The sequence below is a fragment of the Streptomyces sp. NPDC111744 genome (assembly GCF_055634995.1).
Genome location: NZ_JBVKCG010000005.1, coordinates 389,118 through 414,959 on the forward strand (window position 1 = coordinate 389,118; position 25,842 = coordinate 414,959).

Annotated in this window: 27 protein-coding genes and 3 pseudogenes; 18 read left to right on the forward strand and 12 right to left on the reverse strand. The window is 69.9% G+C overall.

Features of this window, described 5'->3' with window-relative positions; genetic code table 11:
- Nucleotides 1–39: 39 nt before the first annotated feature.
- Nucleotides 40–234 carry a DUF397 domain-containing protein gene (locus ACZ7OO_RS14445; RefSeq protein WP_471504748.1) on the reverse strand — a complete coding sequence of 65 codons (195 nt, stop codon included), beginning with the start codon at nt 232–234 and terminating at the stop codon, nt 40–42.
- Between the two features lie 8 nt (nt 235–242).
- Entirely contained in the window at nt 243–1,082 is an 840-nt protein-coding gene (locus ACZ7OO_RS14450) for a DUF5753 domain-containing protein (protein ID WP_471504750.1), read from the reverse strand.
- A 335-nt stretch (nt 1,083–1,417) separates the two neighbouring features.
- Between ACZ7OO_RS14450 and ACZ7OO_RS14455 the strand changes: the two genes are divergently transcribed.
- The 8 genes and pseudogenes from ACZ7OO_RS14455 (at nt 1,418) to ACZ7OO_RS14490 (ending at nt 7,451) form a co-directional block, all read left to right on the forward strand.
- Nucleotides 1,418–2,359, forward strand: a complete 942-nt coding sequence (locus ACZ7OO_RS14455; protein WP_471504751.1) for an RNA-binding protein — start codon at nt 1,418–1,420, stop codon at nt 2,357–2,359.
- Nucleotides 2,360–2,638: 279 nt separating this feature from the next.
- Nucleotides 2,639–3,091 carry a hypothetical protein gene (locus ACZ7OO_RS14460; protein ID WP_471504753.1) on the forward strand — a complete coding sequence of 151 codons (453 nt, stop codon included), beginning with the start codon at nt 2,639–2,641 and terminating at the stop codon, nt 3,089–3,091.
- The gene (locus ACZ7OO_RS14465; protein ID WP_471504754.1) at nt 3,088–4,188 is read left to right on the forward strand and encodes a hypothetical protein; all 1,101 of its coding nucleotides are present in this window, start codon (nt 3,088–3,090) and stop codon (nt 4,186–4,188) included. Before ACZ7OO_RS14460 ends, ACZ7OO_RS14465 begins: the two co-directional genes overlap by 4 nt.
- Complete coding sequence (locus ACZ7OO_RS14470; protein WP_471504755.1) at nt 4,185–4,709, forward strand: AAA family ATPase; 525 nt, start codon at nt 4,185–4,187, stop codon at nt 4,707–4,709. The genes ACZ7OO_RS14465 and ACZ7OO_RS14470 overlap by 4 nt, the downstream gene beginning before the upstream one ends.
- Nucleotides 4,710–4,855: 146 nt before the next feature.
- Nucleotides 4,856–5,201: pseudogene (locus tag ACZ7OO_RS14475) on the forward strand (ATP-binding protein).
- 28 nt (nt 5,202–5,229) lie between these two features.
- Nucleotides 5,230–5,955 carry an aquaporin gene (locus ACZ7OO_RS14480; RefSeq protein ID WP_471504757.1) on the forward strand — a complete coding sequence of 242 codons (726 nt, stop codon included), beginning with the start codon at nt 5,230–5,232 and terminating at the stop codon, nt 5,953–5,955.
- Between the two features lie 25 nt (nt 5,956–5,980).
- Entirely contained in the window at nt 5,981–6,394 is a 414-nt protein-coding gene (locus ACZ7OO_RS14485; protein WP_471504759.1) for an arsenate reductase ArsC, read from the forward strand.
- A 274-nt stretch (nt 6,395–6,668) separates the two neighbouring features.
- Complete coding sequence (locus ACZ7OO_RS14490; RefSeq protein ID WP_471504760.1) at nt 6,669–7,451, forward strand: VOC family protein; 783 nt, start codon at nt 6,669–6,671, stop codon at nt 7,449–7,451.
- A 95-nt stretch (nt 7,452–7,546) separates the two neighbouring features.
- On the opposite strand, the pseudogene ACZ7OO_RS14495 reads toward ACZ7OO_RS14490, so the two are convergent.
- Nucleotides 7,547–7,792 (reverse strand): annotated as a pseudogene (locus ACZ7OO_RS14495) (LysR family transcriptional regulator); the annotation flags it as partial.
- A gap of 91 nt (nt 7,793–7,883) precedes the next feature.
- On the opposite strand from ACZ7OO_RS14495, the gene ACZ7OO_RS14500 reads away from it, so the two are divergent.
- A complete protein-coding gene (locus ACZ7OO_RS14500; RefSeq protein ID WP_471504762.1) occupies nt 7,884–8,741 on the forward strand; it encodes a PhzF family phenazine biosynthesis protein in 858 nt (285 codons plus the stop codon).
- Here the strand turns inward: ACZ7OO_RS14500 and ACZ7OO_RS14505 are convergent.
- Nucleotides 8,734–8,967, reverse strand: coding sequence for a hypothetical protein (locus ACZ7OO_RS14505; RefSeq protein ID WP_471504763.1), 234 nt, complete (start codon nt 8,965–8,967; stop codon nt 8,734–8,736). The two genes, ACZ7OO_RS14500 and ACZ7OO_RS14505, sit on opposite strands and share 8 nt — an antisense overlap.
- Nucleotides 8,968–9,179: 212 nt before the next feature.
- Here ACZ7OO_RS14505 and ACZ7OO_RS14510 point away from each other — a divergent pair, with 212 nt between their 5' ends.
- The 5 genes from ACZ7OO_RS14510 (at nt 9,180) to rbsD (ending at nt 15,028) form a co-directional block, all read left to right on the forward strand.
- Entirely contained in the window at nt 9,180–10,211 is a 1,032-nt protein-coding gene (locus tag ACZ7OO_RS14510; protein ID WP_471504764.1) for a LacI family DNA-binding transcriptional regulator, read from the forward strand.
- Entirely contained in the window at nt 10,208–11,731 is a 1,524-nt protein-coding gene (locus ACZ7OO_RS14515; protein ID WP_471504766.1) for a sugar ABC transporter ATP-binding protein, read from the forward strand. The genes ACZ7OO_RS14510 and ACZ7OO_RS14515 overlap by 4 nt, the downstream gene beginning before the upstream one ends.
- Nucleotides 11,721–13,667 carry an ABC transporter permease/substrate-binding protein gene (locus tag ACZ7OO_RS14520; RefSeq protein WP_471504767.1) on the forward strand — a complete coding sequence of 649 codons (1,947 nt, stop codon included), beginning with the start codon at nt 11,721–11,723 and terminating at the stop codon, nt 13,665–13,667. Before ACZ7OO_RS14515 ends, ACZ7OO_RS14520 begins: the two co-directional genes overlap by 11 nt.
- A 72-nt stretch (nt 13,668–13,739) precedes the next feature.
- Complete coding sequence (locus tag ACZ7OO_RS14525) at nt 13,740–14,642, forward strand: ribokinase (protein ID WP_471504769.1); 903 nt, start codon at nt 13,740–13,742, stop codon at nt 14,640–14,642.
- Nucleotides 14,639–15,028, forward strand: coding sequence for a D-ribose pyranase (gene rbsD, locus ACZ7OO_RS14530; protein WP_471504770.1), 390 nt, complete (start codon nt 14,639–14,641; stop codon nt 15,026–15,028). Before ACZ7OO_RS14525 ends, rbsD begins: the two co-directional genes overlap by 4 nt.
- Before the next feature lie 284 nt (nt 15,029–15,312).
- Here rbsD and ACZ7OO_RS14535 read toward each other — a convergent pair whose 3' ends face one another.
- From ACZ7OO_RS14535 to ACZ7OO_RS14545, 3 genes are read right to left on the reverse strand one after another with little or no spacing between them, the layout of a single operon-like run.
- Complete coding sequence (locus tag ACZ7OO_RS14535) at nt 15,313–16,392, reverse strand: DNA polymerase III subunit beta family protein (protein ID WP_471504772.1); 1,080 nt, start codon at nt 16,390–16,392, stop codon at nt 15,313–15,315.
- Between the two features lie 49 nt (nt 16,393–16,441).
- Nucleotides 16,442–16,717: a hypothetical protein gene (locus ACZ7OO_RS14540; protein WP_471504774.1), complete on the reverse strand. Its 276-nt coding sequence runs from the start codon at nt 16,715–16,717 to the stop codon at nt 16,442–16,444.
- The gene (locus ACZ7OO_RS14545; protein ID WP_471504776.1) at nt 16,714–16,938 is read right to left on the reverse strand and encodes a hypothetical protein; all 225 of its coding nucleotides are present in this window, start codon (nt 16,936–16,938) and stop codon (nt 16,714–16,716) included. Before ACZ7OO_RS14545 ends, ACZ7OO_RS14540 begins: the two co-directional genes overlap by 4 nt.
- A gap of 129 nt (nt 16,939–17,067) precedes the next feature.
- Between ACZ7OO_RS14545 and ACZ7OO_RS14550 the strand changes: the two genes are divergently transcribed.
- The 3 genes and pseudogenes from ACZ7OO_RS14550 to ACZ7OO_RS14560 form a co-directional block, all read left to right on the forward strand.
- A complete protein-coding gene (locus ACZ7OO_RS14550; protein ID WP_471504777.1) occupies nt 17,068–17,889 on the forward strand; it encodes a helix-turn-helix domain-containing protein in 822 nt (273 codons plus the stop codon).
- Complete coding sequence (locus ACZ7OO_RS14555; RefSeq protein ID WP_471504779.1) at nt 17,879–18,103, forward strand: DUF397 domain-containing protein; 225 nt, start codon at nt 17,879–17,881, stop codon at nt 18,101–18,103. Before ACZ7OO_RS14550 ends, ACZ7OO_RS14555 begins: the two co-directional genes overlap by 11 nt.
- A gap of 342 nt (nt 18,104–18,445) precedes the next feature.
- A pseudogene (locus ACZ7OO_RS14560) lies at nt 18,446–19,006 on the forward strand (transposase); the annotation flags it as partial.
- 88 nt (nt 19,007–19,094) lie between these two features.
- On the opposite strand, the gene ACZ7OO_RS14565 reads toward ACZ7OO_RS14560, so the two are convergent.
- Genes ACZ7OO_RS14565 through ACZ7OO_RS14575 form a run of 3 tightly spaced genes read right to left on the reverse strand, consistent with a single transcriptional unit; the run spans nt 19,095 to nt 22,233 of the window.
- Nucleotides 19,095–19,895, reverse strand: a complete 801-nt coding sequence (locus ACZ7OO_RS14565) for a sugar phosphate isomerase/epimerase family protein (RefSeq protein ID WP_471504936.1) — start codon at nt 19,893–19,895, stop codon at nt 19,095–19,097.
- A 32-nt stretch (nt 19,896–19,927) separates the two neighbouring features.
- Complete coding sequence (locus ACZ7OO_RS14570) at nt 19,928–21,079, reverse strand: dihydrodipicolinate synthase family protein (RefSeq protein ID WP_471504781.1); 1,152 nt, start codon at nt 21,077–21,079, stop codon at nt 19,928–19,930.
- Entirely contained in the window at nt 21,076–22,233 is a 1,158-nt protein-coding gene (locus ACZ7OO_RS14575) for a Gfo/Idh/MocA family protein (RefSeq protein WP_471504782.1), read from the reverse strand. Before ACZ7OO_RS14575 ends, ACZ7OO_RS14570 begins: the two co-directional genes overlap by 4 nt.
- Nucleotides 22,234–22,460: 227 nt before the next feature.
- On the opposite strand from ACZ7OO_RS14575, the gene ACZ7OO_RS14580 reads away from it, so the two are divergent.
- A complete protein-coding gene (locus ACZ7OO_RS14580) occupies nt 22,461–23,507 on the forward strand; it encodes a LacI family DNA-binding transcriptional regulator (RefSeq protein ID WP_471504784.1) in 1,047 nt (348 codons plus the stop codon).
- Nucleotides 23,508–23,797: 290 nt separating this feature from the next.
- Here the strand turns inward: ACZ7OO_RS14580 and ACZ7OO_RS14585 are convergent, their stop codons facing one another.
- Nucleotides 23,798–25,048, reverse strand: coding sequence for an FAD-dependent monooxygenase (locus ACZ7OO_RS14585; protein ID WP_471504785.1), 1,251 nt, complete (start codon nt 25,046–25,048; stop codon nt 23,798–23,800).
- 128 nt (nt 25,049–25,176) lie between these two features.
- A complete protein-coding gene (locus ACZ7OO_RS14590) occupies nt 25,177–25,569 on the reverse strand; it encodes a hypothetical protein (protein WP_471504787.1) in 393 nt (130 codons plus the stop codon).
- Between the last annotated feature and the right edge of the window lie 273 nt (nt 25,570–25,842).

Below are 25,842 nucleotides of genomic sequence, written 5' to 3' on the forward strand. Positions count from 1 at the left end.
CCAACGCTCGGGCGCCGACAGGGGTCCTCCCCTGTTTACTTACCCGGCCGGGTGGTGGGAGGCCCCCTTCAGGGCGCCGAGGAAGGTGGCGAAGGCGGGAGTGGGGAAGGTGAGGGTGGCTCGGGTGGGGGTTTTGGAGTCGCGGATGGCTGTGTGGGTGAGGGTGGTGGCCACTTCCACGCAGTTGTTGCCGTCGCCCTCGCCGGAGTAGGACGACTTCCGCCAGTTGTCCATATGACCCCTCACAGCTCTTTCACCAGCTTGTGGATGAACTCGCGCGACCGATCCGGTTCAAGCGAAACCTCTTCTACTCTACGGAAGCGCGTTCGATAAGTACTGAGCTGGGCCTCGGAATCGAGGAAAAGCGAGCCATGTGGGGCGTCACGCGAGACCGTGTCCAGCTTGGGGACTGGGCCGCCCACGTACGTCATAGTGCTCGACGCCACGGCAAAGCCATCCAGGTCGAAGGGGATGACCCGCAACGTGATGCGATCCGCCTCTGACAGTTCCAGGAGCCGGATGAGTTGCGCCCGAGCGGAAGCGCGATCGCCGACTCTGATGCGTAGAGCAGCCTCGTGGATCACAACCTCGTGCGGGAAGCCGACCTTGGTCTGGCGTGTCATGCGGTGGCTGACCCGCAATTCAAGCTCCTCGTGGGTCAGTTCCGGCAGGCGGGAGGAGAAGACCGCACGCGCGTAGTCCTCCGTCTGAAGCAAGCCCGGCACGTACAGAATGGCCACATCCTTCTGAAACGCAGCATGGTGGTCGAGCTCCGAGAGATCCATGAATGACGTGGGCAACAGCCCCCGGTACTCCTCCCACCAGCCCCGCGTCCGATCGGTGGCCATCAGGACCAGGGCCTCGACGAACTCCGCGTCCGTACAGGCGTAATGGGATGCCAGTCGGCGCACCCGCTCCTCGCTCACGCCCGTGAGCCCCAACTCGATGTGGCTGATCTGGACCCTGTTCGCCCCGAGAAGCGCCGCGGCCTGCGCGGCGTTCATGCCCGCCGCCTCGCGGAGCCTCCGGAGCTCAGTCCCCAGGCGCACCTGACGTGCCGTTGGTTCGCGCCGCTGGACCATGCGTTGCTCTCCTCTTTCGGGGGCGGATCACACGATCAGCTTGCCCACGGGTAACAGATTACCCCTACCGTCGGTGACGCAACGCACACGCAGCGGAAGCGCACCGCTTGAGCCGAAGCTCAGGAGTTGTCACCAGCGGGACCGGCTGAGCTGGTGAATGGGGATGACCGAGGCAGCCTGGTTGTCACACGCGAGGCATCCGACTTGTCACAGGCGCCCATTCGGCAGTCTTTCTGTCACCAGAAAGATCTGTCGGGCTGTGCGGCGGAACTGGGAACTGCGAGTTCGGCTCGGGACCTACGCTGGCGCTACCTTCCACCTTGTCTAGGAGTAGCGTGCCGCCTGCCTTCGTTCACCGGATCACGAAGTACGACCCCGCCGACCGTGACGAGCACGGCAGCTACCGGGGCGCGGAGGAGGCGGTCAGTGACCACGGGCCAGTCGAGGCCGCGTACCTGGAGGCAATCTCCGCGTTCGCGGAAGCTGCGGGCATCGACCGGCTGGAGATCCGTGAGCCCTCCGTCACCGGGCTCGTCCACTTCGGTGCCCAGCCGGCGGTCGAGGGACACGGTCTTAGCGGTCTCTTCCCGGCTGACCTCACCGGTTACCACGACGGGGCCGAGGTCTCCTTGGCGGTGGCCCTGGAGCTGATCCGCGTCATGCTCCGTGAGCAGGGCGCCTGGTGTCGGCTGGAGGCGGGAGACGTTTTTACCGTGCACGTCGGATGGGACCAGTACGTGTACGTGGGCAGCGACCGACCCTGCACGGACGCCGTGGCCCGTACGCGGGAACTCGGCCTCTTCGCGGAACCGCTGGTGGCTTCCCCCTACGCCGCGGAACCAGAGGTGACAGAAGCCGCCGACGAAGGCTTCTGGGCGACGGTACGCACCGAGCTGGCGAGGCGACAGGGCCTGCTCCTGGAGGAAACCCACATCGTCAACGCCACACGCTGGCACCGTCTCACCACGGAAAACCTCAACACGGTGCGCGCCGGTCTCGGCCCGCGCGCCCTGCTGACCGTCTGGCCCGACCTGCAACCCGACGTCGGCGCGGTCCTGACCGCACTGCCGTCCGAATGGCACATCGAGTTCGTCTGGGAGACGAAGGACGGAACGATCAGAGACGTGACCGTCGATGAGACCCAGTACCAGGAGCTCGCTGCCCTGGTAGCCGACGCGCGAGCGGCCCGCGCCCTGTCCCTCTACACCGACGAACGCAGTCCACTGCTCCAAGCCGTTCTACCCGACAGCGACGGCGTGCTGCGCGCACGATGGTGACCCGATTCATGAGCCGAAGCTCAGAAGTTGTCACGGCACCGGCTGAGCTGGCAAACGGGGATGGTCGAGGCAGCCTGGTTGCCACACGAGGCATCCGACTTGTCACAGACGCTCATTCAGCAGTCTTTCTGTCACCAGAAACGAAGATCGGGAGCCTGAGGTTCTCCACAGCGCTTCGATGAGCTCATGTCCGCTACACGTGCTGGGTCGGGAAGAGTAGCCGAACCCGCTGACACCGGACCCGTCTGGTCGCATCAGTGCAGCTGGGAGGACCTTTTCGTGCCGACGGACGTCGACGCGGGCAGGTCCGGCCTGGATCTGGGCGACGACTGGACGAGACGGTGGACGGTCTCGTGGCGGGCAGGCGGGGACGATGCGTCCTGCTCGGTGCACGATCTCGTACAGGAACCGGTGCTCACGAGCCACCCGATGCGGCACTTCACCTGGCGCCGGGACCAATGGCACCGTCCTGGCCTGCAGTTCCTGACCAGCACCGGCCGTCACCACGGCGCGGAGAGCCTGGAGGAGAGCCGGGTGCTGCTGGCCCTGGACTTCGCCGGCGACGTGGTCGACGTCGTCTCGCAGCCGCTGAAGATATCCTTCGCGACCTGCGGGAAGCGCCGCTCCCATACCCCCGACTACGGATCCTTCGACTACTCCGGCCGGGTGGACCGAAACAGCCGGCACAGCAGTACTTCACCGAGCTCATCCTGCTCGCGGGACTGGTCATGATCTGCTGGCCGCGCGTCCAGCCGGTCGGCACCACCCGCCAACTCGCCGAAGCCGTCGCCCAGCACCTCGCCATCCATGAAGGAACCGACTCCCGTCCCTACCGCTCCACTGGGGCGCCCGTTGACGCGTTCGCCTGCGCCGGCCTCCTCCAGGTCACCGATCGCCTCTTGGCCGCCGACGACCTGCGCGAAGCGCTCTCTGCGCTCGCACCCGAGGAGAACCGGACCCGCAGCGGGATCCCGCCCACACGGCACCTGATTTGGGACAAGAACTTCAAGAAGCACCGCAGCGCATGCTCCGAACGCTTCCAGCACGCCGCCGTCACGATCGTTCCCACCTTCCGACGCACCGGCAAAGGCGGACTCCGCCTCCCCTCCACCGGTGTCGGCCTGCGACCCGAACACATCCCCGCGTTCTTGCCCCAAGCGCTCGCCGAACATCACCTCAACTTCCTCTCGGCCATCGCCCCCAAGATGCGCCGACGCAGTGCCTCGGTCTTCCTCGTCCGGCGCGCACGCGGCGGCAGCCTCGACGAAGCCGCCCAATTCCTCGGGATCAACCCCCAGGGCAAGAGGAACGGCTACACACAGCTGCTGAACCGCCATCTCCGACACAGCGGTACGGCCCGCGACTTCGAACAGGCCCTCGACGCCATCACCGCCGAACTCCTCGCCGGCCCTGTCATCGACTACCAGCGCCGACGCGAGGCCCTCGCCACCTGGACCCTGGAACCCGAGAACTGGCAGCACATCCTCGCTCAGCTCCCGGTCCTCACAAGCCACCGAAAACCCATCAGCGACGACCGCAGACGCCTGGCCGTCAGCGCCTACATCTGGCCCCGCGCCACCGAAGGCGAGCCCGACTTCGCCCCCTGCCCACCGCACATCGCACCCGATCCAGCGCTACGCGCCATCTGGACCCGGGAGCGACACAACGTCTTCCACTGGCTCCACAAAGCGGACCACCAGCCCTACTACGGCGCCCTCAAGCCGCTACTCGAAGACCACGCCAAGCAACTCGCCAAGGCGATCGACCGCACCAGATCTTCTGCTCTGCCTGTCCCCGCGGCCCGCACGACGCTAGCGTCAAGTCCATGATCGTATGGCTCAACGGCACCCACGGCGCAGGCAAGACAACGACTAGCGCACTCGTCCAACAGCTGATCCCGGACTCCCGGGTGTTCGACGCCGAGAAAGTCGGCGAGACACTCATGGACATCAAGCCAGGACTGCCCGCGACGGACAACTTCCAGCACTGGCCGCCATGGCGGCCCCTCGTGGTCGAAACCGCCCGACGCATCCTCGACTACACCGGCGGAACCCTGGTGATGCCCATGACCGTCCTGGTCGAGCAGTACTGGCGCGAGATCAGCTCGGGCCTTACCCAGCACGATATTCCGGTCCGGCACTTCGTCCTCCATGCCGACCAGGACACCCTACGCGCGCGCATCGCGGGCGACACCGTTCTCGGCCCCAACTCCCCGTTCCGTCTCCAATACCTCGAGCCCTACGCCGAGGCGGCCCGCACGTGGCTGCACGCCGAGGCCGAGGTCATCGACACCACGCACCTCACCCCCGCCCAAGCCGCCCAGCAGATCGCAGAGGCCGTCAAGAGTTGAGACCTTCCGGTCGAACCTCGCAGGTGACAACAAGGCTGCCTATGTGACAACTACCGTGCTTCGGCTCACCGCTCCCTCCTGCCATGACGGCTGCGGCAATGCCACCGTGCGTGAAATTCCCCCACCACCACCGGAGTTGATGACGCATGCCCGAAGCCTGGGAGTACACCCTCACCATCCCCAACGACCTCCGTGCCGTCACCGTCAGCCGTCACACCCTCCGGCTGGTCCTCACCGCGCACGGACTCGTCCGCTTCCTCGATGTCGCCGAGTTGCTCGCCACCGAGCTGGTCTCCAACGCCGTACGGCATACGAAGGGGCCCGCCGCCCTGCGGGTTCGCTGGTCGCCGCCCGGCACCCTGCGGATCGGCGCTCGAACCGCCCGAGCCGCCCGTTCCGTTGGAGGGGCTCTGGGAGCTGGAGGAGGGACGGGGGCTGGCGTTGGTGCGGGCATGCTCGGATCTGTGGGGGACCGGCTTGCCGCGTTTCTGACCACCCGGCAGAGCGCCGGAGCCGACGCGTGAACGCCCCGCTCGGCCGCCGCGTCGCCGCGGAGATGATCGGGACCGGGCTGCTGGTGGCGGTGGTGGTCGGCTCCGGCATCCAAGGCACCGAGCTGTCGCACGACGTCGGCGTGCAACTGCTCGCCAACTCCCTCACCACCGTGTTCGGCCTGGGCGTGCTGATCACTGTGTTCGGTCCGGTCTCCGGCGCGCACTTCAACCCGGCCGTCACCCTCGCCGTCTGGTTCACCGAACGCCACGCCCCGGACGGGTTCACACCGCGGGACGTCGCTGCGTATGTGCCCGCCCAGATCGCGGGGGCGATCGGCGGCGCGGTCCTGGCCGACACGATGTTCGGCGAGCCACTGGTGAGGTTCTCCACCCATGAGCGCTCCGCCGGGCACCTGTGGCTGGGCGAGGTCGTCGCCACGGCCGGGTTGATCCTGCTGGTCTTCGGCCTGGACCGGATCGGCCGCGCCGCACTCGCCCCGATCGCGGTGGCCTCCTACATCGGGGCCGCCTACTGGTTAACCTCCTCCACCTCGTTCGCGAACCCGGCGGTGACCGTCGGCCGGGCCTTCACCGACACCTTCGCCGGGATCGCGCCCGTCTCCGTCGCCCCGTTCGTGGCCGCCCAGGTGCTCGGCGCTGCGCTCGGGCTCGGCACCGTGACCGCCGTCTACGGCCCGCAAGCCGCCCCGGCTCGCCCCGCGATCAGCAAACCCGAACCCGTCTCCTCCTGACCATGCCCCACGGAAGTCACCCACCATGAGCACTTCTTCCTCGCGCCCGTCGGTGCTGTTCGTCTGCGTCCACAACGCCGGCCGCTCCCAGATGGCCGCCGCCTTCCTCACCCATCTCGCGGGCGACCGCATCGAGGTCCGCTCGGCCGGCTCGGCCCCCGCCGACACCGTCAACCCGGCCGTTGTCAAGGCGATGAGCGAGGTCGGCATCGACATCTCCGCCGAGACCCCGAAGATCCTCACCGTGGAGGCCGTCCAGGCGTCCGACGTCGTGATCACCACGGGGTGCGGCGACGCCTGCCCCGTCTTCCCCGGCAAGCGGTACCTCGACTGGCAACTCGACGACCCCGCCGGGCAGGGCGTCGAGGCCGCCCGAGCCATCCGCGACACGATCGAGACGCGCGTTCGCGAACTGATCTCAGAAGTGGCGCCCGACTGACGACCGGCCCGCGTCCGCTCGACAACGCGGTTCAGGACCAGACGTCTCGCCGCAGTCGTCACGGAATGGCGGTCAGGCCCGGCTGAGCTCCCCGTCAGGCGCTGTGGCACCACCGGCGGCTGGGGCTGCCGGCCGTTCGCCGGTGAACCGAGCATCGGCCTCCTTGGCGGACTCCGTCGGCCAAGGAGGTTCATTTCATGCCGCCCGGGTGGCGGGATCGGCGCCGGGCGGTGAAGGTGGGCGGCGGGGGACCCAAGGCGCAGGAAGGCTGGAGATGCCCGAGATCACCACTCCGTACCCGACCGGCACCCCGTGCTGGGTCGATCTGATGGCGCAGGACCAGCAGGCCGCGCTGGACTTCTACCGTGACCTGTTCGGCTGGCAGGGCCAGGCCGGCCCGGGTGAGTACGGCGGGTACGCGGTCTGCACGCTGCGGGGCAAGCCGGTGGCCGGTATCGGTCCTTCCATGGGGCCCGAGGGGCAGCCGGAGGCGCCGACCGTATGGACCACCTATCTGGCCAGCACCGACGCGCAGGCCACCCAGGACACGATCGTCTCGGCGGGCGGCACCCTGCTGGCCCCGGTGATGGACGTCGGCTCCCTGGGCCGGATGCTGATCGCCGCCGACCCGCAGGGCGCGGTGTTCGGGGTGTGGCAGCCGGGCGAGTTCCACGGCGCCGGGCTGGTCAACGAGCCGGGCACGCTGATCTGGAACGAGCTGAACACCAGCGACGTACCCGGCGCCACCGGCTTCTACGGCGAGGTCTTCGGGATCGAGATCCGGCCGATGGAGGGCGCCGAGGGGAACTACTGGACGCTGAACGTCGGCGGCAGGGGCGTCGGCGGTGCCACCAGGCTCGGCGATGACCGGCCCGGCGTTCCGCCGCACTGGCTGACGTACTTCGCGGTGGACGACGTCGACTCCACCGTGGACGCCCTGGTCAAGCGGAACGGAACGGTCCTCGCACCGCCGTTCGAGATGATGGCGGGCCGGATGTCGGTGGTCGCCGACCCGCAGGGCGCGACCTTCGCGGTCTTCAAGCCGAAGCCGATGTAAGGCGACCCTGTAACCCCGGTAGACGTACGGGGCGTTGCCGTGGGTAATGGTGCCGCCCCGGCCGTCCTTGAAGTGGGTGCCGCGTCTCGAATGTGCTACCGCCGGATGGAGTCGGACCTGGTGAATGCCCGTCGGCTGTGCGCCAGCAGCTCGCGCACCGAGGGGTTGTGCGCGCTCTTCCAGATCAGGGCGATGGCATCCGCGGCGCCGGCCTGCAGCGCGATCCCGGGTTGGAGGTTCTGCGCGGCGCAGGCCTGGTCGAACACCGCGCGCAGGCCGGTGCCGGGCGGCATGCACACGATCGGGTAGCTCATCAGGTCGCGCAGGCTGACTCGCCGCTGCGCCTGCTCGACCAGCCCGAGTTCGCGCGGACGCCGGGTGGTACGGGGGCATAGCCGGAATAGCCGTGAGAGCGCCCCGCGTTGGGCGGTCATGACGACGAATGCGCCGCGCCCCGAGGTACTGCGATACACCGCTTTCTCCAGCCGCCCCGAGGGTGGGAACCCCGCCGGTGTCGTACTGGACGCCAGTGGCATGGACGACGCCGGCATGCTGGCCGTCGCCGCCGACCTCGGGTACTCGGAGTCCGCGTTCCTGACCGCCTCTTCGGAGGAACGGGCTTACACCATCCGTTACTTCAGCCCGAAGGCCGAGGTGCCGTTCTGCGGGCACGCCACCATCGCGACCGCGATCGCGCTCGCCGAGCGGATCGGCCCCGGGGAACTGGTGTTCGCGACGCGCGCCGGCACGGTTCCGGTGGAGGTGACCGAGGCGGCCGGGACGGTCACCGCCACGCTCACCAGCGTCGAGCCGCACGTAGAGGAGATCGCCGACGCCGACCTCGCGGAGGCGCTCGCCGCGCTCGGCTGGCCGGCCGGCGATCTCGACCCGGACTTCCCGCCCCGGGTCGCGTTCGCCGGTGCCCGCCATCTCGTTCTCGCAGCGGCGACGCGGGCGCGCCTCGCGGATCTCGCGTACGACTTCGCACGCCTCGAAGCCCTGATGCACCGCCTGGACCTGACCACGGTCCAGTTGGTGTGGCGCGAGTCGGCCACCGTCTTCCACGTCCGCGACCCGTTCCCCGTCGGGGGCGTCGTCGAGGATCCGGCGACCGGTGCCGCGGCCGCCGCGTTCGGTGCGTACGCCCGTGAGCTGGGCCTGGTCGCCGAGGACGCCGTCCTCACCCTGCACCAGGGCGAGGACCTGGGCCGCCCCGGCGAACTCACGGTGACGCTGCACGCGGGTGACCCGCGCGTCCGCGTCAGCGGCACGGGGACCCGCATCAGCTGAAGCGATCGACACCGGTGGCCGAGCCGCGCGCCGGGAGTCCCCGGCGGCGGCGCACCAGGCCGCGCACGTAGGCCAGCAGGAAGACCAGATACATGGCGACCACCGTGATCGCCCAGGCGACGGAGAGCTTCCCGCCGATGATCACGGACACCTCCAGCACCGCGACGAACAGCAGCGTCACGCCTTCGCGTGCTTCGCGTGCTTCGCGTGCGTCGCCGAGGGTCATCCTCGGGACTCCGGCTGCTCCGGCTGCTCCGGCCGGTCCGGTCACCCTGCCGCCCCGCCTGTTCGGCACGCGGCGCACCGAACCGGCCAGGGTCACGATTCGGTTTCGGCCACCTCCCACCCCTTGCCCCCCAGCCGTGTAATCGATTCCAATCCTCGGTACGCAGTGCGTGTAATCGATTCCATGAGTTCCACGAGGAGGTGGAGGCGGCGATGGCGAGCATCAAGGACGTGGCCGCCGAGGCGGGCGTTTCCGTCGCCACGGTGTCCCGTGTCCTGAACGACCATCCGTCGGTCAGCGCCGACACCCGTACCCGTGTGCTGGCCGCCGTCGAGACGCTGGGCTACCGCCCGAACGCCGTCGCCCGTTCGCTGCGCACCGACCAGACCCGCACCCTCGGCCTGGTCATCAGCGACGTGCTCAACCCGTACTTCACGGAGCTGGCCCGCTCGGTCGAGGAAGAGGCCCGCGCGCTCGGCTACAGCGTGATCATCGGCAACGCCGACGAGCGGCCCGAGCTGCAGGACCATCACGTACGGACGCTACTCGACCGCCGTATCGACGGACTGCTCGTCTCCCCCACCGACGGCGGCTCCCCGCTGATGCTGGAGGCGGCGCGCGGCGGGACGCCGATGGTGTTCGTCGACCGCTGGATCCCCGGCGTCGACGTGCCGGTGGTGCGGGCGGACGGACGGGCCGCCATACGGGATCTCGTCGCGCATCTGCACGGGCTGGGGCACCGGCGGCTCGCCATCATCGCGGGACCGGCGGCCACCACCACCGGCAGTGAGCGCGTGCAGGCCTTCCGGGAGGCCCTCGCCGAGTACGGCGTACCCCTCCCCGACGCCTACATAGGCCAGGGCGACTTCCAGGTGGAGAGCGGGCGGCGGGTCACCGAGGGGTTCCTCGACCTGCCCGAGCCGCCCGAGGTCGTCTTCGCCGCGGACAACCTGATGGCGCTCGGCGCGCTCGACGCCGTACGCGCGCGGGGCCTGCGGGTGCCGGACGACATCGCGCTCGCCGCGTTCGACGACATCCGGTGGTTCGTGCACACCGATCCGCCGGTCACCGCGATCGCCCAGCCGACGGGCGAGCTGGGGCGTGCCGCCGTACGCGCACTGATCGACAGTATCGAGGGGCGGCCTCCGCAGTCCGTCACCCTCCCCGCCCGGCTCGTCGTACGCCGCTCGTGCGGCGCGAACCCCGGCGACAACCAGACCCCTGTGCAAAGGAGCACGTCGTGAGCGACCCGGAAGAGTTGCTGCGTATCGAGGGCATACGGAAGTCCTTCCCAGGCGTGGTCGCGCTCGACGGCGTCGACTTCGATCTGCGCCGGGGCGAGGTGCACGTACTCCTCGGTGAGAACGGCGCGGGCAAGAGCACCCTCATCAAGATGCTCTCCGGCGCCTACACGCCCGACGAGGGGCGGATCCTGGCCGGCGGCGAGGAGGTGCGCATCCATGGTGCGCAGGACTCCGAGCGCCTCGGGATAGCCACCATCTACCAGGAGTTCAACCTCGTACCCGATCTCACGGTCGCCGAGAACATCTTCCTGGGCCGGCAACCGCGCCGCCTCGGGATGATCGACCGAAAGAGGATGGAAGCCGACGCGGAGGTGCTGCTCGCGCGCGTGGGTGTGAACGTGTCGCCCCGCGCGCGGGTGCGCGAACTCGGTATCGCCCGCCTCCAGATGGTCGAGATCGCCAAGGCACTCAGCCTGAACGCGCGCGTGCTCATCATGGACGAGCCGACCGCCGTGCTCACCTCGGAGGAGGTGGAGAAGCTCTTCACGATCGTGCGGCAGCTGCGCGAGGACGGGGTCGGGATCGTCTTCATCACCCATCACCTGGAGGAGATCGCCGCGATCGGGGACCGGGTGACCGTCATCCGGGACGGGAAGTCGGTCGGGCAGGTGGCCGCCGACACCCCGCAGGACGAGCTGGTAAGGCTCATGGTCGGGCGGTCCATCGAGCAGCAGTACCCGCGCGAGCGGGCCGAGACCGGTGCCGCGCTGCTGTCCGTGGAAGGGCTCACCCGGGACGGTGTCTTCCACGACGTGAGCTTCGAGGTGCACGCCGGTGAGGTCGTCGGCATCGCGGGCCTTGTGGGCGCCGGCCGTACCGAGGTCGTGCGCGCGGTGTTCGGCGCCGATCCGTACGACAAGGGGGCCGTCAAGGTCTCCGGAAGCGTGCTCAGGCGGTCCGACGTCAACGCGGCCATGACGGCCGGGATCGGGCTCGTCCCCGAGGACCGCAAGGGGCAGGGGCTGGTCCTCGACGCCTCCGTGGAGGAGAACCTCGGCCTTGTGACCCTGCGCCGGGCGACCCGGGCCGGGATCGTCGACCTCAAGGCGCAGCATGTCGCCGCCGAGCGGATCGCCGGGCAGCTGGGCGTGCGGATGGCCGGGCTCGGTCAGCATGTGCGCACGCTCTCCGGCGGCAACCAGCAGAAGGTCGTCATCGGCAAGTGGCTCCTCGCCGACACCAAGGTGCTGATCCTCGACGAGCCGACGCGCGGTATCGACGTCGGCGCCAAGGTCGAGATCTACCAGCTGATCAACGAGCTGACGGCCGCCGGGGCCGCCGTACTGATGATCTCCAGCGATCTTCCCGAGGTCCTCGGGATGAGCGACCGGGTGCTGGTGATGGCCCAGGGGCGGATCGCGGGCGAACTGGCCGCGGGCGAGGCCACCCAGGACTCCGTGATGGCACTCGCCGTCAGCAACCCCACCACAACCGACAAGGAGGCCGCTCGTGGCCACTGACACGCTCAAGAGAACATCGGGCGCCGGTGGCGGCGCCGCGGCGGTCCGCCGACTGCTCCTCGACAACGGCGCGCTCACCGCGCTGATCGTCCTCGTCATCGCCATGTCGGCGCTGTCGGGCGACTTCCTCACCACCGACAACCTGCTGAACGTCGGCGTCCAGGCGGCCGTGACGGCCATCCTCGCCTTCGGCGCGACCTTCGTGATCGTCGCGGCGGGCATCGACCTGTCGGTCGGCTCGGTGGCGGCCCTGTCGGCCACCGTGCTGGCGTGGACCGCGACCCAGCACGGGGTCCCGGTCGTCATATCGGTGGTGCTGGCGGTCCTGACCGGTGTCGCGGCCGGTCTCGTCAACGGCTTCCTCATCGCGTACGGCAAGCTGCCGCCGTTCATCGCGACGCTCGCGATGCTTTCGGTGGGCCGGGGTCTGGCGCTGGTGATCTCCGGGGGCTCGCCGATCGCTTTCCCGGACTCGGTCTCGCATCTCGGCGACACGCTCGGCGGCTGGCTGCCGGTACCGGTGCTGGTCATGGTCGCCATGGGGCTGATCGCCGCCTTCGTCCTCGGCCGGACGTACATCGGGCGCTCGATGTACGCGATCGGCGGCAACGAGGAGGCCGCCCGGCTGTCCGGGCTGCGGGTGTCCAAGCAGAAGCTCGCCATCTACGCGCTGTCCGGGCTGTTCGCGGCCGTCGCCGGCATCGTGCTCGCCGCCCGGCTGTCCTCCGCGCAGCCGCAGGCCGCCAACGGCTACGAACTGGACGCCATCGCCGCGGTCGTGATCGGCGGCGCCTCCCTGGCCGGCGGCACCGGCAAGGCGTCCGGCACGCTGATCGGCGCGCTGATCCTCGCGGTGCTGCGCAACGGGCTCAACCTGCTCAACGTGTCCGCTTTCTGGCAGCAGGTGGTCATCGGCGTCGTCATCGCGCTCGCGGTGCTCCTCGACACCGTGCGCCGCAAGGCCGGGGCGACTCCCCTGGCCGCCGGAACCGGCGGGAACAAGGGCAAGCAGGCCGGGACCTACGCGCTCGCGGCGGTCGTCACCGTGGCGCTGGTGGCCGCGACCTCCCTCCTGCACACCGGCTCCTCCTCGAGCAACCCGAAGGTCGGTCTGTCCCTGTCCACCCTCAACAACCCGTTCTTCGTGCAGATCCGCTCCGGCGCCCAGGCCGAGGCCAAGAAGCTGGGTGTGGACCTGACCGTCACGGACGCCCAGAACGACGCCTCGCAGCAGGCCAACCAACTGCAGAACTTCACCAGTTCGGGACTGGGCGCGATCATCGTCAACCCGGTGGACTCGGACGCGGCGAGCAACTCCGTGAAGGCCGCCGACAAGGCCGGCATCCCGGTCGTCGCCGTCGACCGGGGTGTCAACAACGCCCAGACCGAGGCCCTGATCGCCTCCGACAACGTCACCGGCGGTGAGCTGGCCGCCAAGACGGTCGCCGGGAAGCTCGGCGGCCACGGCAAGATCGTGATCCTGCAGGGCCAGGCCGGCACCTCCGCCGCCCGCGAGCGGGCGCAGGGCTTCGCCAACGGCCTCAAGGCCTACCCCGGGATCCAGGTGGTGGCCCAGCAGCCCGCCGACTTCGACCGCACCAAGGGCCTCGACGTGATGTCGAACCTGCTCCAGGCCCACCCCGACGTCCAGGGCGTCATCGCCGCCAACGACGAGATGGCCCTCGGCGCGATCAAGGCGCTGGGCTCCAAGGCCGGCACATCGGTGTCCGTGGTCGGCTTCGACGGCACCCCGGACGGCCTGACCGCGGTCAAGAACGGCACGCTGTACGCGTCGGTCGCCCAGCAGCCGAGCCAGCTCGGGAAGATCGCCGTGGACAACGCGCTCAAGGCCATCCAGAACAAGAAGGTCGAGTCGACGATCAAGGTGCCGGTGAAGGTGGTCACCAAGGACAACGTGGCCGGCTTCTCGGGCTGAGCCACCAAGGAGGCGGCCGGCGGTTCAATTGAGGGCCGGCCGCCTCAACTCGTTCCTACAGGGAGTCAATCGATGTACGACTACGACCTCCTGGTCGTGGGATCGGCCAACGCCGACCTGGTGATCGGGGTCGACCGGCGTCCGGCCGCCGGTGAGACCGTGCTCGGCGGCGACCTCGCCACGCACCCCGGCGGCAAGGGCGCCAACCAGGCGGTCGCGGCCGCCCGGCTCGGTGCCCGCACCGCCCTGCTGGCCCGGGTCGGCGACGACGCCCACGGCAGGCTGCTGCTGGACTCGCAGCGGGCCGCCGGGGTGGACACGGTGGGCGTGCTGGTGGGCGGGGCGCCGACGGGCGTCGCGCTGATCACCGTGGACCCCTCGGGAGACAACAGCATCGTGGTCTCCCCGGGCGCGAACGGCCGTCTCGCACCGGCGGACGTACGGGCCGCGGTCAGCCTCTTCCACGCCTCCCGGGCGGTCTCCGCGCAGCTGGAGATCCCGCTGGAGACGGTGGTGGAGGTGGTACGGAACCTGGCCCCCGGCAGCCGGTTCGTGCTCAACCCGTCGCCGCCGCGGCCCCTTCCGGGCGAGGTCCTCGCGGCCTGCGACCCGCTGATCGTGAACGAGCACGAGGCGAAGGTGATTCTCGGCGCGGCGTGCGTGAGCGAGGAACCGGCCGACTGGGCGCGGCTGCTGCTCGCCAAGGGCCCGAGGTCGGTGGTGGTGACGCTGGGCGCGGAGGGCGCGCTGGTCGCCGACGGTCACGGGGTCGAGTCCGTCCCGTCCGTGAAGGTGGACGCGGTGGACACCACGGGCGCCGGGGACGCGTTCACGGCGGCCCTCGCGGTACGGCTGGGGGCGGGCGCGTCGCTGGTGGAGGCGGCTCGGTTCGCGGCCCGGGTGGGGGCAGCGGCGGTGACGAGGCGGGGCGCGCAGGAGTCGTACCCGACGATGGCGGAGGTCGAGGCCCTGTGAAGAGGGCGGGGATCCTCAACCGGCATCTCTCCGGGGCGCTCGCCGAGTTGGGGCACGGGCACGGGGTGCTGGTCTGCGACGCCGGGATGCCGATCCCGCGGGGGCCGCGGGTCGTGGACCTCGCCTTCCGGGCCGGGGTTCCGTCCTTCGCGGAGGTGCTGGAGGGGCTGCTGTCCGAGCTGGTCGTGGAGGGCGCGACGGCGGCGACCGAGATACGCGGGGCCAATCCGGCCGCCGCCAGGCTGCTGGACGGGCACTTCCCCGACCTGGCCCTGGTCCCGCACGAACGCCTGAAGGAACTGTCGTGGGACGCCCACCTGGTCGTCCGCACGGGCGAGGCCCGGCCGTACGCGAACGTGCTGCTGCGGTGCGGGGTGTTCTTCTAGGCCGGTACGGCTGCTACGGCTCACCCCGCTCTCAGGGGCAACACAGAGCGGACGCTTCGAGGGGGCCCGGTCCGTCGACCGAACCCCCTCGGCTTTCCCCTCCGTATCAGAACCCCCGCGATCCCCCCGGATCCCCCTCCGAAAGCCCTGATGCCAAGTACGACCGGCAAGGTGGGGGAAGGGTTGTACGCCGTTCCGAGATTTTTCTCCGCCGAAACGCGGAAAACGCTGAGCAGCAGACATGAAGAAAACCTTTGTGAAGAACTCCTCACACAGGTACCCCGTCAGTTCTCCAGCCGGACCGGCATAAGGAGCGAGAAGGCACCCTCGTCCTCGGGCCGGCGAATCGCGATCGGCGCGGCGGGCGCGCCGAACTCCAGAATCAGCCGTTCACGGGCCCCGGCGGCCAGCGCGGCCAGCAGGAACTCACGGTTGACGGCGACACGGTTCGGGTCTTCGTCGACATCGGCGCAGAGGGTCACCATGCCGTCGTCCTCCACCCTGAGCACGCTGAGGTCGGGTGCCCCGCCCTCCCCGGAGCGGACAGGACCCGTCTCCAGAGCGTTCCTGAAGGCCGCCACCTCGACGACGGTGCGGCGTCCGCCGGCCCGGGGCAGGAGACGACGGTAGTCGGGGAAGTCGTGGTCGAGGCACCGGCCGGCCGCCTGCCGGTCCCCGGCCTCCAGCGTCACGCGGTCACCGTCGAGAGAGAGTTGCGCAGGTCCCTCGCCATCCGACAGCGCACGCATCGCGTCGATGAGCGGAGTGGGCACGATGACCTGCACCCGGCTCCCGTCGTACCCGGCGACACCGGCCCGCGCGACCGCCATCCGGTACCGGTCGGTGGCCACGGCATGCAGGCTCTCGCCCTCGATGTCGAACAGAACCCCGCCGAGCATCGGCAGCTCGGGGTCGGTGCTCGCCGCGAAGCGAACCGTGTCCAGCACGGCTGCCAGCTCCGGCGCGGCGACGGACAGACGGACGGAGGCGATACGGAGCGAGGTCATGACGTTCTCCCGGTGATCGAGTAGGGCTCGGAGCGCGGAGAACTCACCGCGGGCATCGGACAGCCCCTGTTCGAGACGGCGCAGGTGCGCCCTGAGCAGCTCCCGAACCAGATCGGTGTCCGGGCCGGACCAGCCGGCCAGCACCAGCCGGATATCCGCCAGCGGCATCCCGGCCCGGCGCAGGGAGGCCAGCAGCCGGGCCTCTTCCAGCTGCCCGGGCTCGTACCAGCGGTAACCGCTCACCGGATCCACCCAGGCAGGGACCAGCACACCGGCACGGTCGTAGAACCGCAGGGCACTCACGCCCAGGCCACTGTCGCGGGCCGTCTCCCCGATGCTGCGCAGTTCGTTCTCCACACCCGGCACTCTGGGCCCTGCACCAGGTCGAGGGTCAATCCGGCCGAGGTCAGCGACCGGACGGCAACCGTGCACCGCGGCTCTCGGCGACCCGCTTGACGTCCCTCAGTGATTCACTCAGCCGCCGGGCGAGGTAGCGGAGTTCCTCGCCGGTCAGGCGGTGCTCCGTGAGGAGTGCGGCCGCATGGTCCAGCAGGCCGTCCGCCATGCCGAGTTGCAGACCCTCGATCTGGTCCGCGAGTCGGGAGACATGACCTTCGCCATCACCCACGAGGTAACAGGGCTTGCCGTCCGCACCGGTCCACGGAAGCAGGCGCCCGCTCATGCGTAGGTCTCCACGTGGTCGAGATAGGGGCGGACGAGCGGGCTGTCCTCGCCGCGCAAGGGGGCTTCGCCCCGGCGGTACGTCGTCGGGCGGCCGACATACGGGCACGAGTACGGATACGTGTACGCGAGCGGTACGGCCTGGCTACGGCGCCGTCGTCCGCGGGCGGGCAGGAAGATCCGAAGCAACGGCTCGATCAGCCGGGCCAGGAGATACGTCATGCCAACCTGCTTTCTCACCTGCGACGACTTCGCTGTGTTGCGATTCCCTCACAGAGTGGGGTCGGGGATGGCTACGCTTCTAGAGGCGGGGACTTGACAGAGCCTTTGTCAGGAACGGGAGTTGGCCGCATGAGCGAGCGCCAGAAGCCTCGGACGCAACGGGAGAAGTACGGAGAGGAGCTGAGGCTGCGGCGGACGGCGGCCGGTCTCACCCAGGAGGAACTGGGTGAACTGGTCGTGTGCTCGCCCACACTGATCAGCCACTTCGAGGCGGGGAGGCGGCTGCCGAAGCCGGACGACGCGCGCCGGATCGACCGGGCTCTCAAGACGGACGGGTTCTTCGAGCGGTGGCTGGAGGATCTGGGGTCGAAGTTCAACGACTACTTCGCGGCCGTGGCCGAGCTTGAGCAACAGGCCACGCTGATCCAACAGTTCGCGCTCTCGCTGGTGCCAGGTGTTTTCCAGACCGAGGGCTATGCGCGCGCGTTGTTTCGCGCATACCGGTCGAACCACACCATGGAGGAACTTGACGAAGCCGTTGTCATTCGAACAAAGCGTGCCCGGATTCTCGACGGGCCGTTGAAGCCGGTCGTCTGGACACTGCTCGACGAGTCCGTGCTACGACGCCGCGTCGGCGGCCCGCAGGTCATGGCCGAACAGATGCACAAGATCGCGGACTTGGCCGAGATCGGAAGGGTGCGCCTGCACGTCATCCCGTACGGCGTCGGCGCGCACGCGCTCATGGAGAGTCTGCTCACGCTGATGAGCTTCGAGGACTCCGCCCCGGTGGCATACGTCGAGGGTTTGCTGACCGGCAACCTGATGGATGATCCGGCCCTGGTGAGCGCCTCTCAGACCGCCTACGCTCTAGCGCTGAGCGACGCGTTGTCGCAGCAGGAGTCACTTGCCCTCGTCAGAGCGGCAGCGGAGGAACACGCACATGTCCAGTAGTGAGCACACCGTCTCTGACGCGTCCACCCTCACGGGGTGGTACAAGTCCAGCTACAGCGGCGGCAGCCAGGGCGAGTGCCTCGAAGCAGCCCGTGGCCACGTCGGCGTGCCCGTCCGCGACAGCAAGGCCGTCAATGGCCCGGCGCTGGTCTTCTCGGCGGACGGCTGGGCCGCGTTCGTCGGGGCCGTGCGGGACGGCCGTATCAGTAGATGACCCCCCGGAAGTTCGGAGTCGCGGAGGAGGTCGAGAATCTCCTCCTCCCCCGCGAACAGGGCATCGGCCGCCGGATGGCCGGACTGGTGGAACGTGACTCTTCCAGCGAAGCCCGGCCCAGAAGGCACCGGCAGGCGGGCGGCCCTGCGAGCACCGGTCGTGCTGCGCGTCCCGGCTGATCTCGACCTCGACCTGACCCGCCGCACTCTGTTCGGTCACCCAGTTCTCGAACACCGACACCAGACTGCGGGCCACCCCCGGCTCACTGAGCGCCAGCGTCATGGCCCGCAGCAGCGTCGTCTTGCCCGAGCCGTTGCGCCCGGCGAGCACCGTCCACCCGGCGTGACCGGCCTGGCCCGCGTCAAGGACGGCCGCAAGCCCGAACCGACCGCCTCCGTGATCGACACCCAGAGCGTAAAGACCTCCGCCAACGTACCCCTGACCAGCCAGGGAACCGACGCCGCCAAGAAGATCGTCGGCAGGAAGCGCGGCATCCTCACCGACACCATCGGCCTCATCCTCGCCGTGACCGTCACCGCCGCCAGCCTCTCGGAAAACGCCCTGGGAATACGCCTCCTCGACCAAGCGAAAGAGAAGTACCCAACCATCTCCAAGAGTTGGGTCGACACCGGATTCAAAAATGCCGTCACCGAACACGGCGCCCGCCTCGGAATCGACGTCGAAGTAGTCAACAGAAACCCGGACAAGCGCGGATTTCACGTCGTGAAGAGGCGCTGGGTAGTAGAGCGAAGCATTGGTTGGATCATGATGCACCGCCGTCTCGCCCGCGACTACGAGACCCTCGCTGCCAGTTCCGAAGCCATGATCTACATCGCCTCGATCGACAACCTCGCCAAACGCATAACGGACGAGACCACGCCAACCTGGCGAGGAACCTACTAGGGCGTACAGGGCAATCCACCTCGATCAAACGCCCTCTTAGGGCGGTGGCCTGCCCCTCCGCCCACGAAGCGGGCAGGCCACCGACCCGTCAGTCCGCCGTGTGCGCCACGAAGCGGTTCACGGTCTCGGCGAGCACCTCGCGGCCGTCCCTCGCCCACAGCCCATCGTTGAACAGCTCGACCTCGATGGGACCGGTGTAACCGGCCGCCTCCACGTACCCCTTCCACTCCCGCATGTCGATCGCGCCGTCGCCGATCTGGCCGCGGCCGTTCAGGACCCCCTCGGGCAACGGGGTCGTCCAGTCAGCGAGTTGGAAGGTGTGGATACGGCCGCCCGCACCGGCGCGGGCGATCTGCGCGGGCGCCTGGTCGTCCCACCAGATGTGGTACGTGTCGACGGTGACGCCGACCTGGTGGGCGGGGAAGCGTTCCGCGAGGTCCAGGGCCTGGGTGAGGGTGGAGACCACACAGCGGTCGGAGGCGTACATCGGGTGCAGCGCCTCGATGGCCAGCCGGACCCCGTGCCGCTCCGCGTGGGGGCCCAGCTCCCCCAGCGCGTCCGCGATCCGCTCCCGCGCCCCGTGGAGGTCCCGGGAGCCCGCAGGCAGGCCGCCGGAGACCAGTACGAGGGTGTCCGTGCCGAGGGTCGCCGCCTCCTCGACCGCCCGCCGGTTGTCGGCGAGGGCCGCCGCCCTCGCCTCTGGGTCGATCGCCGTGAGGAAGCCGCCCCGGCACAGGGTGGTGACGGTCAGGCCCGCCTCGCGGACCAGCTTGGCGGTCGCGTCGACGCCGTACGCCTGGACCGGCTCGCGCCACAGGCCGACGCCGGGAACGCCCAGCTCCAGGCAGGCGTCGGCGAGTTCGGGCAGCGACAGCTGCTTCACCGTCATCTGGTTGATCGAGAAGCGGGACAGATCGCCGGTCACTGGGTCACTCCGTACAGGGCGAGGAGGGTCTTCATCCGGTCCTCGGCCAGCTTCGGGTCCGGGAACAGGCCCAGGCCGTCGGCGAGTTCGTAGGCGCGGGCGAGGTGCGGCAGGGAACGGGCCGACTGGAGGCCGCCGACCATGGCGAAGTGTGCCTGGTGGCCGGCGAGCCAGGCCAGGAACACCACGCCCGTCTTGTAGAAGCGGGTGGGGGTCTGGAAGAGGTGGCGGGAGAGTTCCACGGTCGGGTCGAGCAGCGCGCGGAAGCCCGCGGTGTCGCCCGTGTCCAGGATTCGTACCGCCTCCGCCGCCAGCGGGCCCAGCGGGTCGAAGATGCCGAGCAGGGCGTGGCTGAATCCCTGCTCGTCGCCGGCGATCAGCTCGGGGTAGTTGAAGTCGTCGCCGGTGTAGCAGCGGACGCCCTGCGGGAGGCGGCGCCTGAGGTCGATCTCCCGCTGCGCGTCCAGCAGTGAGACCTTGATGCCGTCGACCTTGTCGGGGTGGGCGGCGATGACCTCCAGGAAGGTGTCGGTCGCCGCGTCCAGGTCGCTCGATCCCCAGTAGCCCGCCAGCGCCGGGTCGAACATCGGGCCGAGCCAGTGCAGGACCACCGGCTCGGCTGCCTGGCGGAGGAGGTGGCCGTAGACGTTCAGGTAGTCGTCGGGGCCGGAGGCCGCGGCGGCGAGCGCCCGGGAGGCCATCAGGACGGCCTGGGCGCCCGACTCCTCGACGACCGCGAGCTGCTCCTCGTACGCGGCCCGGATCCCGGCGAGCGTGCCCCCGGTGATCTGGTCGGTGCCCACCCCGCAGGCGATCCGGCCGCCGACCGCCTTCGCCTCGGCGGCGCTGCGGCGGATCAGCTCGGCCGCGCCCGCCCAGTCGAGGCCCATGCCGCGCTGGGCGGTGTCCATCGCCTCGGCGACACCGAGGCCGTGGGACCACAGGTGGCGGCGGAAGGCGAGGGTGGCGTCCCAGTCGACGGCGGCGGGCGAGTCCGGTGAGACGTCGGCGAACGGGTCGGCGACGACATGGGCCGCCGAGAAGACCGTACGGGAGGCGAAGGGGGTGCCGGGGGTGACGGCGAGCGGCTCGCCGCGCGGCTCGTAGGTCCGCAGTTCCCCTTCGGCGCCGGGCAGTTGGATGGTCACAGCGCGATCTCCGGTACGTCGATACGGCGGCCCTCCGCCGAGGACCTCAGGCCCAGCTCGGCGAGCTGCACACCGCGGGCGCCGGCCAGCAGGTCCCAGTGGTAGGGGGTGTCGGCGTAGACGTGCTTGAGGAAGAGTTCCCACTGGGCCTTGAAGCCGTTGTCGAACTCGCCGTTGTCCGGGACCTCCTGCCACTGGTCGCGGAAGACCTCGGTGGCCGGGATGTCCGGGTTCCACACCGGCTTGGGGGTCGCGGACCGGTGCTGGGCACGGCACTTGCGCAGGCCCGCGACGGCGGAGCCCTCGGTGCCGTCGACCTGGAACTCGACCAGTTCGTCACGGTTGACGCGGACCGCCCAGGAGGAGTTGATCTGGGCGATGGCACCGCCGTCGAGTTCGAAGATGCCGTAGGCGGCGTCGTCGGCGGTGGCGTCGTAGGGCTTGCCGGTCTCGTCCCAGCGCTGCGGGATGTGGGTGGTGGCGATGGCCTGGACGGACTTGACCCGGCCGAACAGCTCGTGCAGCACGTACTCCCAGTGCGGGAACATGTCGACGACGATGCCGCCGCCGTCCTCCGCGCGGTAGTTCCAGGACGGGCGCTGCGCGGGCTGCCAGTCGCCCTCGAAGACCCAGTAGCCGAACTCGCCGCGGATGGACAGGATCCGGCCGAAAAAGCCGCCGTCGATGAGCCGCTTCAGCTTCAGCAGGCCCGGCAGGAAGATCTTGTCCTGGACGACGCCGTGCTTGACGCCCTTCGCGTTCGCCAGCCGGGCCAGCTCCAGGGCACCCTCCAGACCGGTCGCCGTCGGCTTCTCGGTGTAGATGTGCTTTCCGGCCACGACGGCCTGCCGGATGGCCTCCTCGCGGGCGGAGGTGACCTGGGAGTCGAAGTAGATGTCCACGGTCGGATCGGCGAGCACGGAGTCCAGGTCGGTGGAGATGTGCTCGTCGGACAGTCCGTGCCGGTCGGCGATGTCGCGGAGCGCGTACTCCCGGCGGCCGACGAGGATCGGTTCCGGCCACAGCACGGTGCCGTCGCCGAGGTCGAGACCGCCCTGCTCGCGCAGCGCCAGGATCGAGCGGACGAGGTGCTGGCGGTAGCCCATGCGCCCGGTCACGCCGTTCATGGCGATACGCACCGTCTTGCGTGTCACGTGAATCCCTTCGTCCGCATGCGTCTCAGCAACGCAGCAAGCGCTTTCTATATGGTCTGAAGCTAGCCTTTCACCACTGGTCCGTACAAGACCGTGATGGGGTCGAGTTGTTCGAGGGGGCGAACAACAGGAGTGAATGGCCTTATGGTCTGCACGGCAAGGGGGCTTCCTTTGATCAGGCTGTGTACGACGGCGTACGAAGAGACGCGCGACCGGAGGACGACGAGATGACGGTGACCCTGGCGGACGTGGCGGCCCGCGCCCAGGTCTCGCCCGCGACGGTGTCGCGCGTACTGAACGGCAACTACCCCGTGGCGGCGTCCACGCGGGAGCGGGTGCTGCGGGCGGTGGACGAGCTGGACTACGTCCTCAACGGGCCCGCGAGCGCGCTCGCTGCGGCCACCTCCGACCTGGTCGGCATCCTCGTCAACGACATCGCCGACCCCTTCTTCGGGATCATGGCGAGCGCCATCCAGGCCGAGATCGGCGGGCCGGGCGGGCGCGCGGGCGGCGAGCGGCTGGCGGTGGTCTGCAACACCGGGGGGTCGCCGGAGCGGGAACTGACCTATCTGACCCTGCTGCAACGGCAGCGGGCGGCGGCGGTGGTACTGACCGGCGGGGCCGTGGAGGACGCGCCGCACGCGGCGGCGGTGGCGGCGAAGCTGCGGAAGCTGGCGGAGGCGGGGACCCGCGTGGTGCTGTGCGGGCGGCCGCCGGCGCCGGAGACCGACGCGGTGGCCCTGACCTTCGACAACCGCGGGGGCGGCCGGCAGCTGACCGAGCACCTCATCGGCCTGGGCCACCGGCGGCTGGGCTACATCGCGGGTCCGGAGGAGCGGACGACCACCCGGCACCGTCTGGAGGGCCACCGGGAGGCCCTGGCCGCGGCCGGCGTCGAGGAGGACCCGCGCTGGACCGTGCACGGGCGCTACGACCGGCGGGCGGGGTACGAGGCGACGCTCGAACTACTGCGCCGCGACCCGTCGCTGACGGCGGTGGTGGCCGCGAACGACTCGGTGGCGCTGGGGGCGTGCGCGGCGCTGCGGGAGTCGGGACTGCGGATCCCGGCGGACGTGTCGGTGGCCGGCTTCGACGACCTCCCGTTCAGCATCGACGCCGTGCCTTCGCTGACGACGGTACGGCTGCCGCTGGCGGAGGCGGGGGCACGGGCCGGCCGCATCGCCATGGGCCGCGAGGAGCCCCCGCCGGGCGGCATCGCGACGGTCCGGGGGGAGCTGATGGTACGGGGGTCTTCGGGGGTGCCGCGGGGCTGAGGGGGCTGTGGGCCTGAGCGGATGGCCCCAGGCCTGAGCGGATGGCTCATGAGGCTGAGCAGGTGGAGAGCGTGCCCGAGCAGATGGTCCCGGGGGCCGAGCAGGTGAATCGCGGGGTGGCCGCCCGGCAGGAACGGTTCATCAGGCTTCTCGGGGGCCGGACGCCGCGGCCGTCATGGCCTCCGTGCGGCGGTCGTTCGGCGGTTCCGGCCAGTCCTCGGTGTCGCGCTTCGGCGGCATCGGCGAGGAGGGGCGCGGCTCAGGCGCCCCCGGGCGCTCCCGTGCTCGTCTCAGCGCTTGCCCCGTACGGACCGCCCCAGCAGCGGCAGCGGTGCCTCGCCCCTCTTCCGGTCGCGGTACCAGCGCTTCCCCGTGTCGTAGGCCCGTCGGGCGTGCCGTACCGGTGCCAGTTGGGTGGCGAGGTGGGCCTGGTACCGCCAGGGGGCCTGGCGGCCCTGGCGGACTGCCATCGCATAGGCGAAGTCGACAGGATCGCGGTCCAGGTAGTCGTCGAGGTGCTCGAACCAGGCCATGCTGGTGCGCGCCGCCGCCTGGACGGGGTGCAGTTCCGCGCGGCGGCGCTTGTCGTACTCGCGCAGCGCGGTCCGAGGATCCGGGAACTCCTTCAGGGCGGAGGCCAGTACGATCGCGTCGATCATGGCGAGCCGGGTACCGGAACCCAGGGTGAAGTGGGTGGTGTGGGCGGAGTCGCCGGCCAGTACGACGGGCGGGCCTGCGTCGGTGCCGTCGACCCAGGTCTTGTTGCTGATGTGCGTGAACCGCTGCCACTTCGCCGGCGCACCGCGTGATCTGCTGATCAGGGAGTGGCCGTCCAGGGCGCGGTGGAAGATCTTCTCCAGCAGGGGTACTGCGTCCTCCTCGTCGATCGTGTCGAGGCCGAGGCCCTGCCAGGTCTCGGGGGAGCACTCCACGATGCAGGTGCTGATCCCCTTGAACGACGGATAGGCATGGAACCAGATCCAGCCGGCCTCGGTCTCCTCGAAGGCGAACACGAAGCTGTCGAACTGCCGGTCGGTACCGAGCCAGATGTAGGGGTTGCGGCCGGTCTCCATGCGCGGGCCGAAGTGCTCGGCGCGGCTCTGCCGGAGCCGGCTGCCCGCACCGTCGACGGCCAGGACCAGGTCGGCGTCAGGCAGGTCGGCGGGGTCGGCGAGGCGCTCGCCCTGCCGTACGTCCACGCCGAGGGATTGGGCGCGCCGGGTCATGACGCCGAGTAGGGCCGCGCGGCCCATGCTGTAGCCGTAGCCGCCGAAGTGCGCGGTGCCGTCGTAACGGTTGCCGTGCACGTGGATGTCCTGCTGCTGCCAGAGCACGGAGCCGGCGCTCACCGCCCGTGCGCTCTCGGGGTCGTTGCGGTACAGGATGTCCAGCAGATCGTTCCAGTAGACGACGCCCCAGCCGTAGGTGGCCTCGGGCGGGTCCGCCTCCACAACGATGATCTCGTGCCCGGCGTCCCGCAGCTTCGCCGAGATCGAGAAGTACAGGCCGGCCGGGCCTCCGCCCACACAGACGATCCTCATCCGGTCACCGCCTCCACGGCCCCCGGGCCGGGGCCCGCAGGGGTTTTGATGCATGGGTCCGGGTGCCCGAAGGCCGGGCACCCGGATCCACCCTTTGCTGTCAGAGAGCGTCAATGGCTGTGGCTTGGCTAGTCTCCCCAGCCGCCGCCCCAGCCACCGCCGCCGCCACCCCAGCCGCCGCCGTTGTCGCGGTAGCTGTCGCCCCAGCCGCCCCAGCCGCCGCCGTGGTCTCCGCCACCCCAGCCGCCGCCGCGGTCTCCGCCGCCGTGGTCGCCGCCGCCGCCGCGGTCTCCGCCGCCGCCGTGGCCGCCGCCGCCGCGGTCTCCGCCGCCGCCGTGGCCGCCGCCGCCGCCGTGGTCGCCGCCGCCGCCGTGGCCGCCGCCACCGTGACCGCCGCCGCCGTCGTCCTGGTAAGTGACGACGTGGTCGGGCGCGGAACTGGTGGCTGCGCTGGCGACTCCGGCTCCGGCAGCGAGCGCCAGGATGGGTGCCGAGATCGCAGCGATGGCCGCTCTCTTCATACGTCTGCTGTGCGCGCGCATGGTTCGCCCCTCTCCGAGGGTATGGTGTTTACGGCGACCGCAGAAGGGGCCGCCCTGCGTGCGCTCCAGAGCCTGCGCGCAGCTCTGAGCGCGTCCGCCGCCCTTGATGCCGGTTCTCCGCACCGCACGGGCTCTCTCTGGCGGACCACGCCATATCCGAGGTTGAAACGGACATTAGTGACGTTCGTGTATAAACCTACGGCGCAGGCGACACGAAGTCAAAAGCACGACAGAAGCCGGACAGCGAGAACA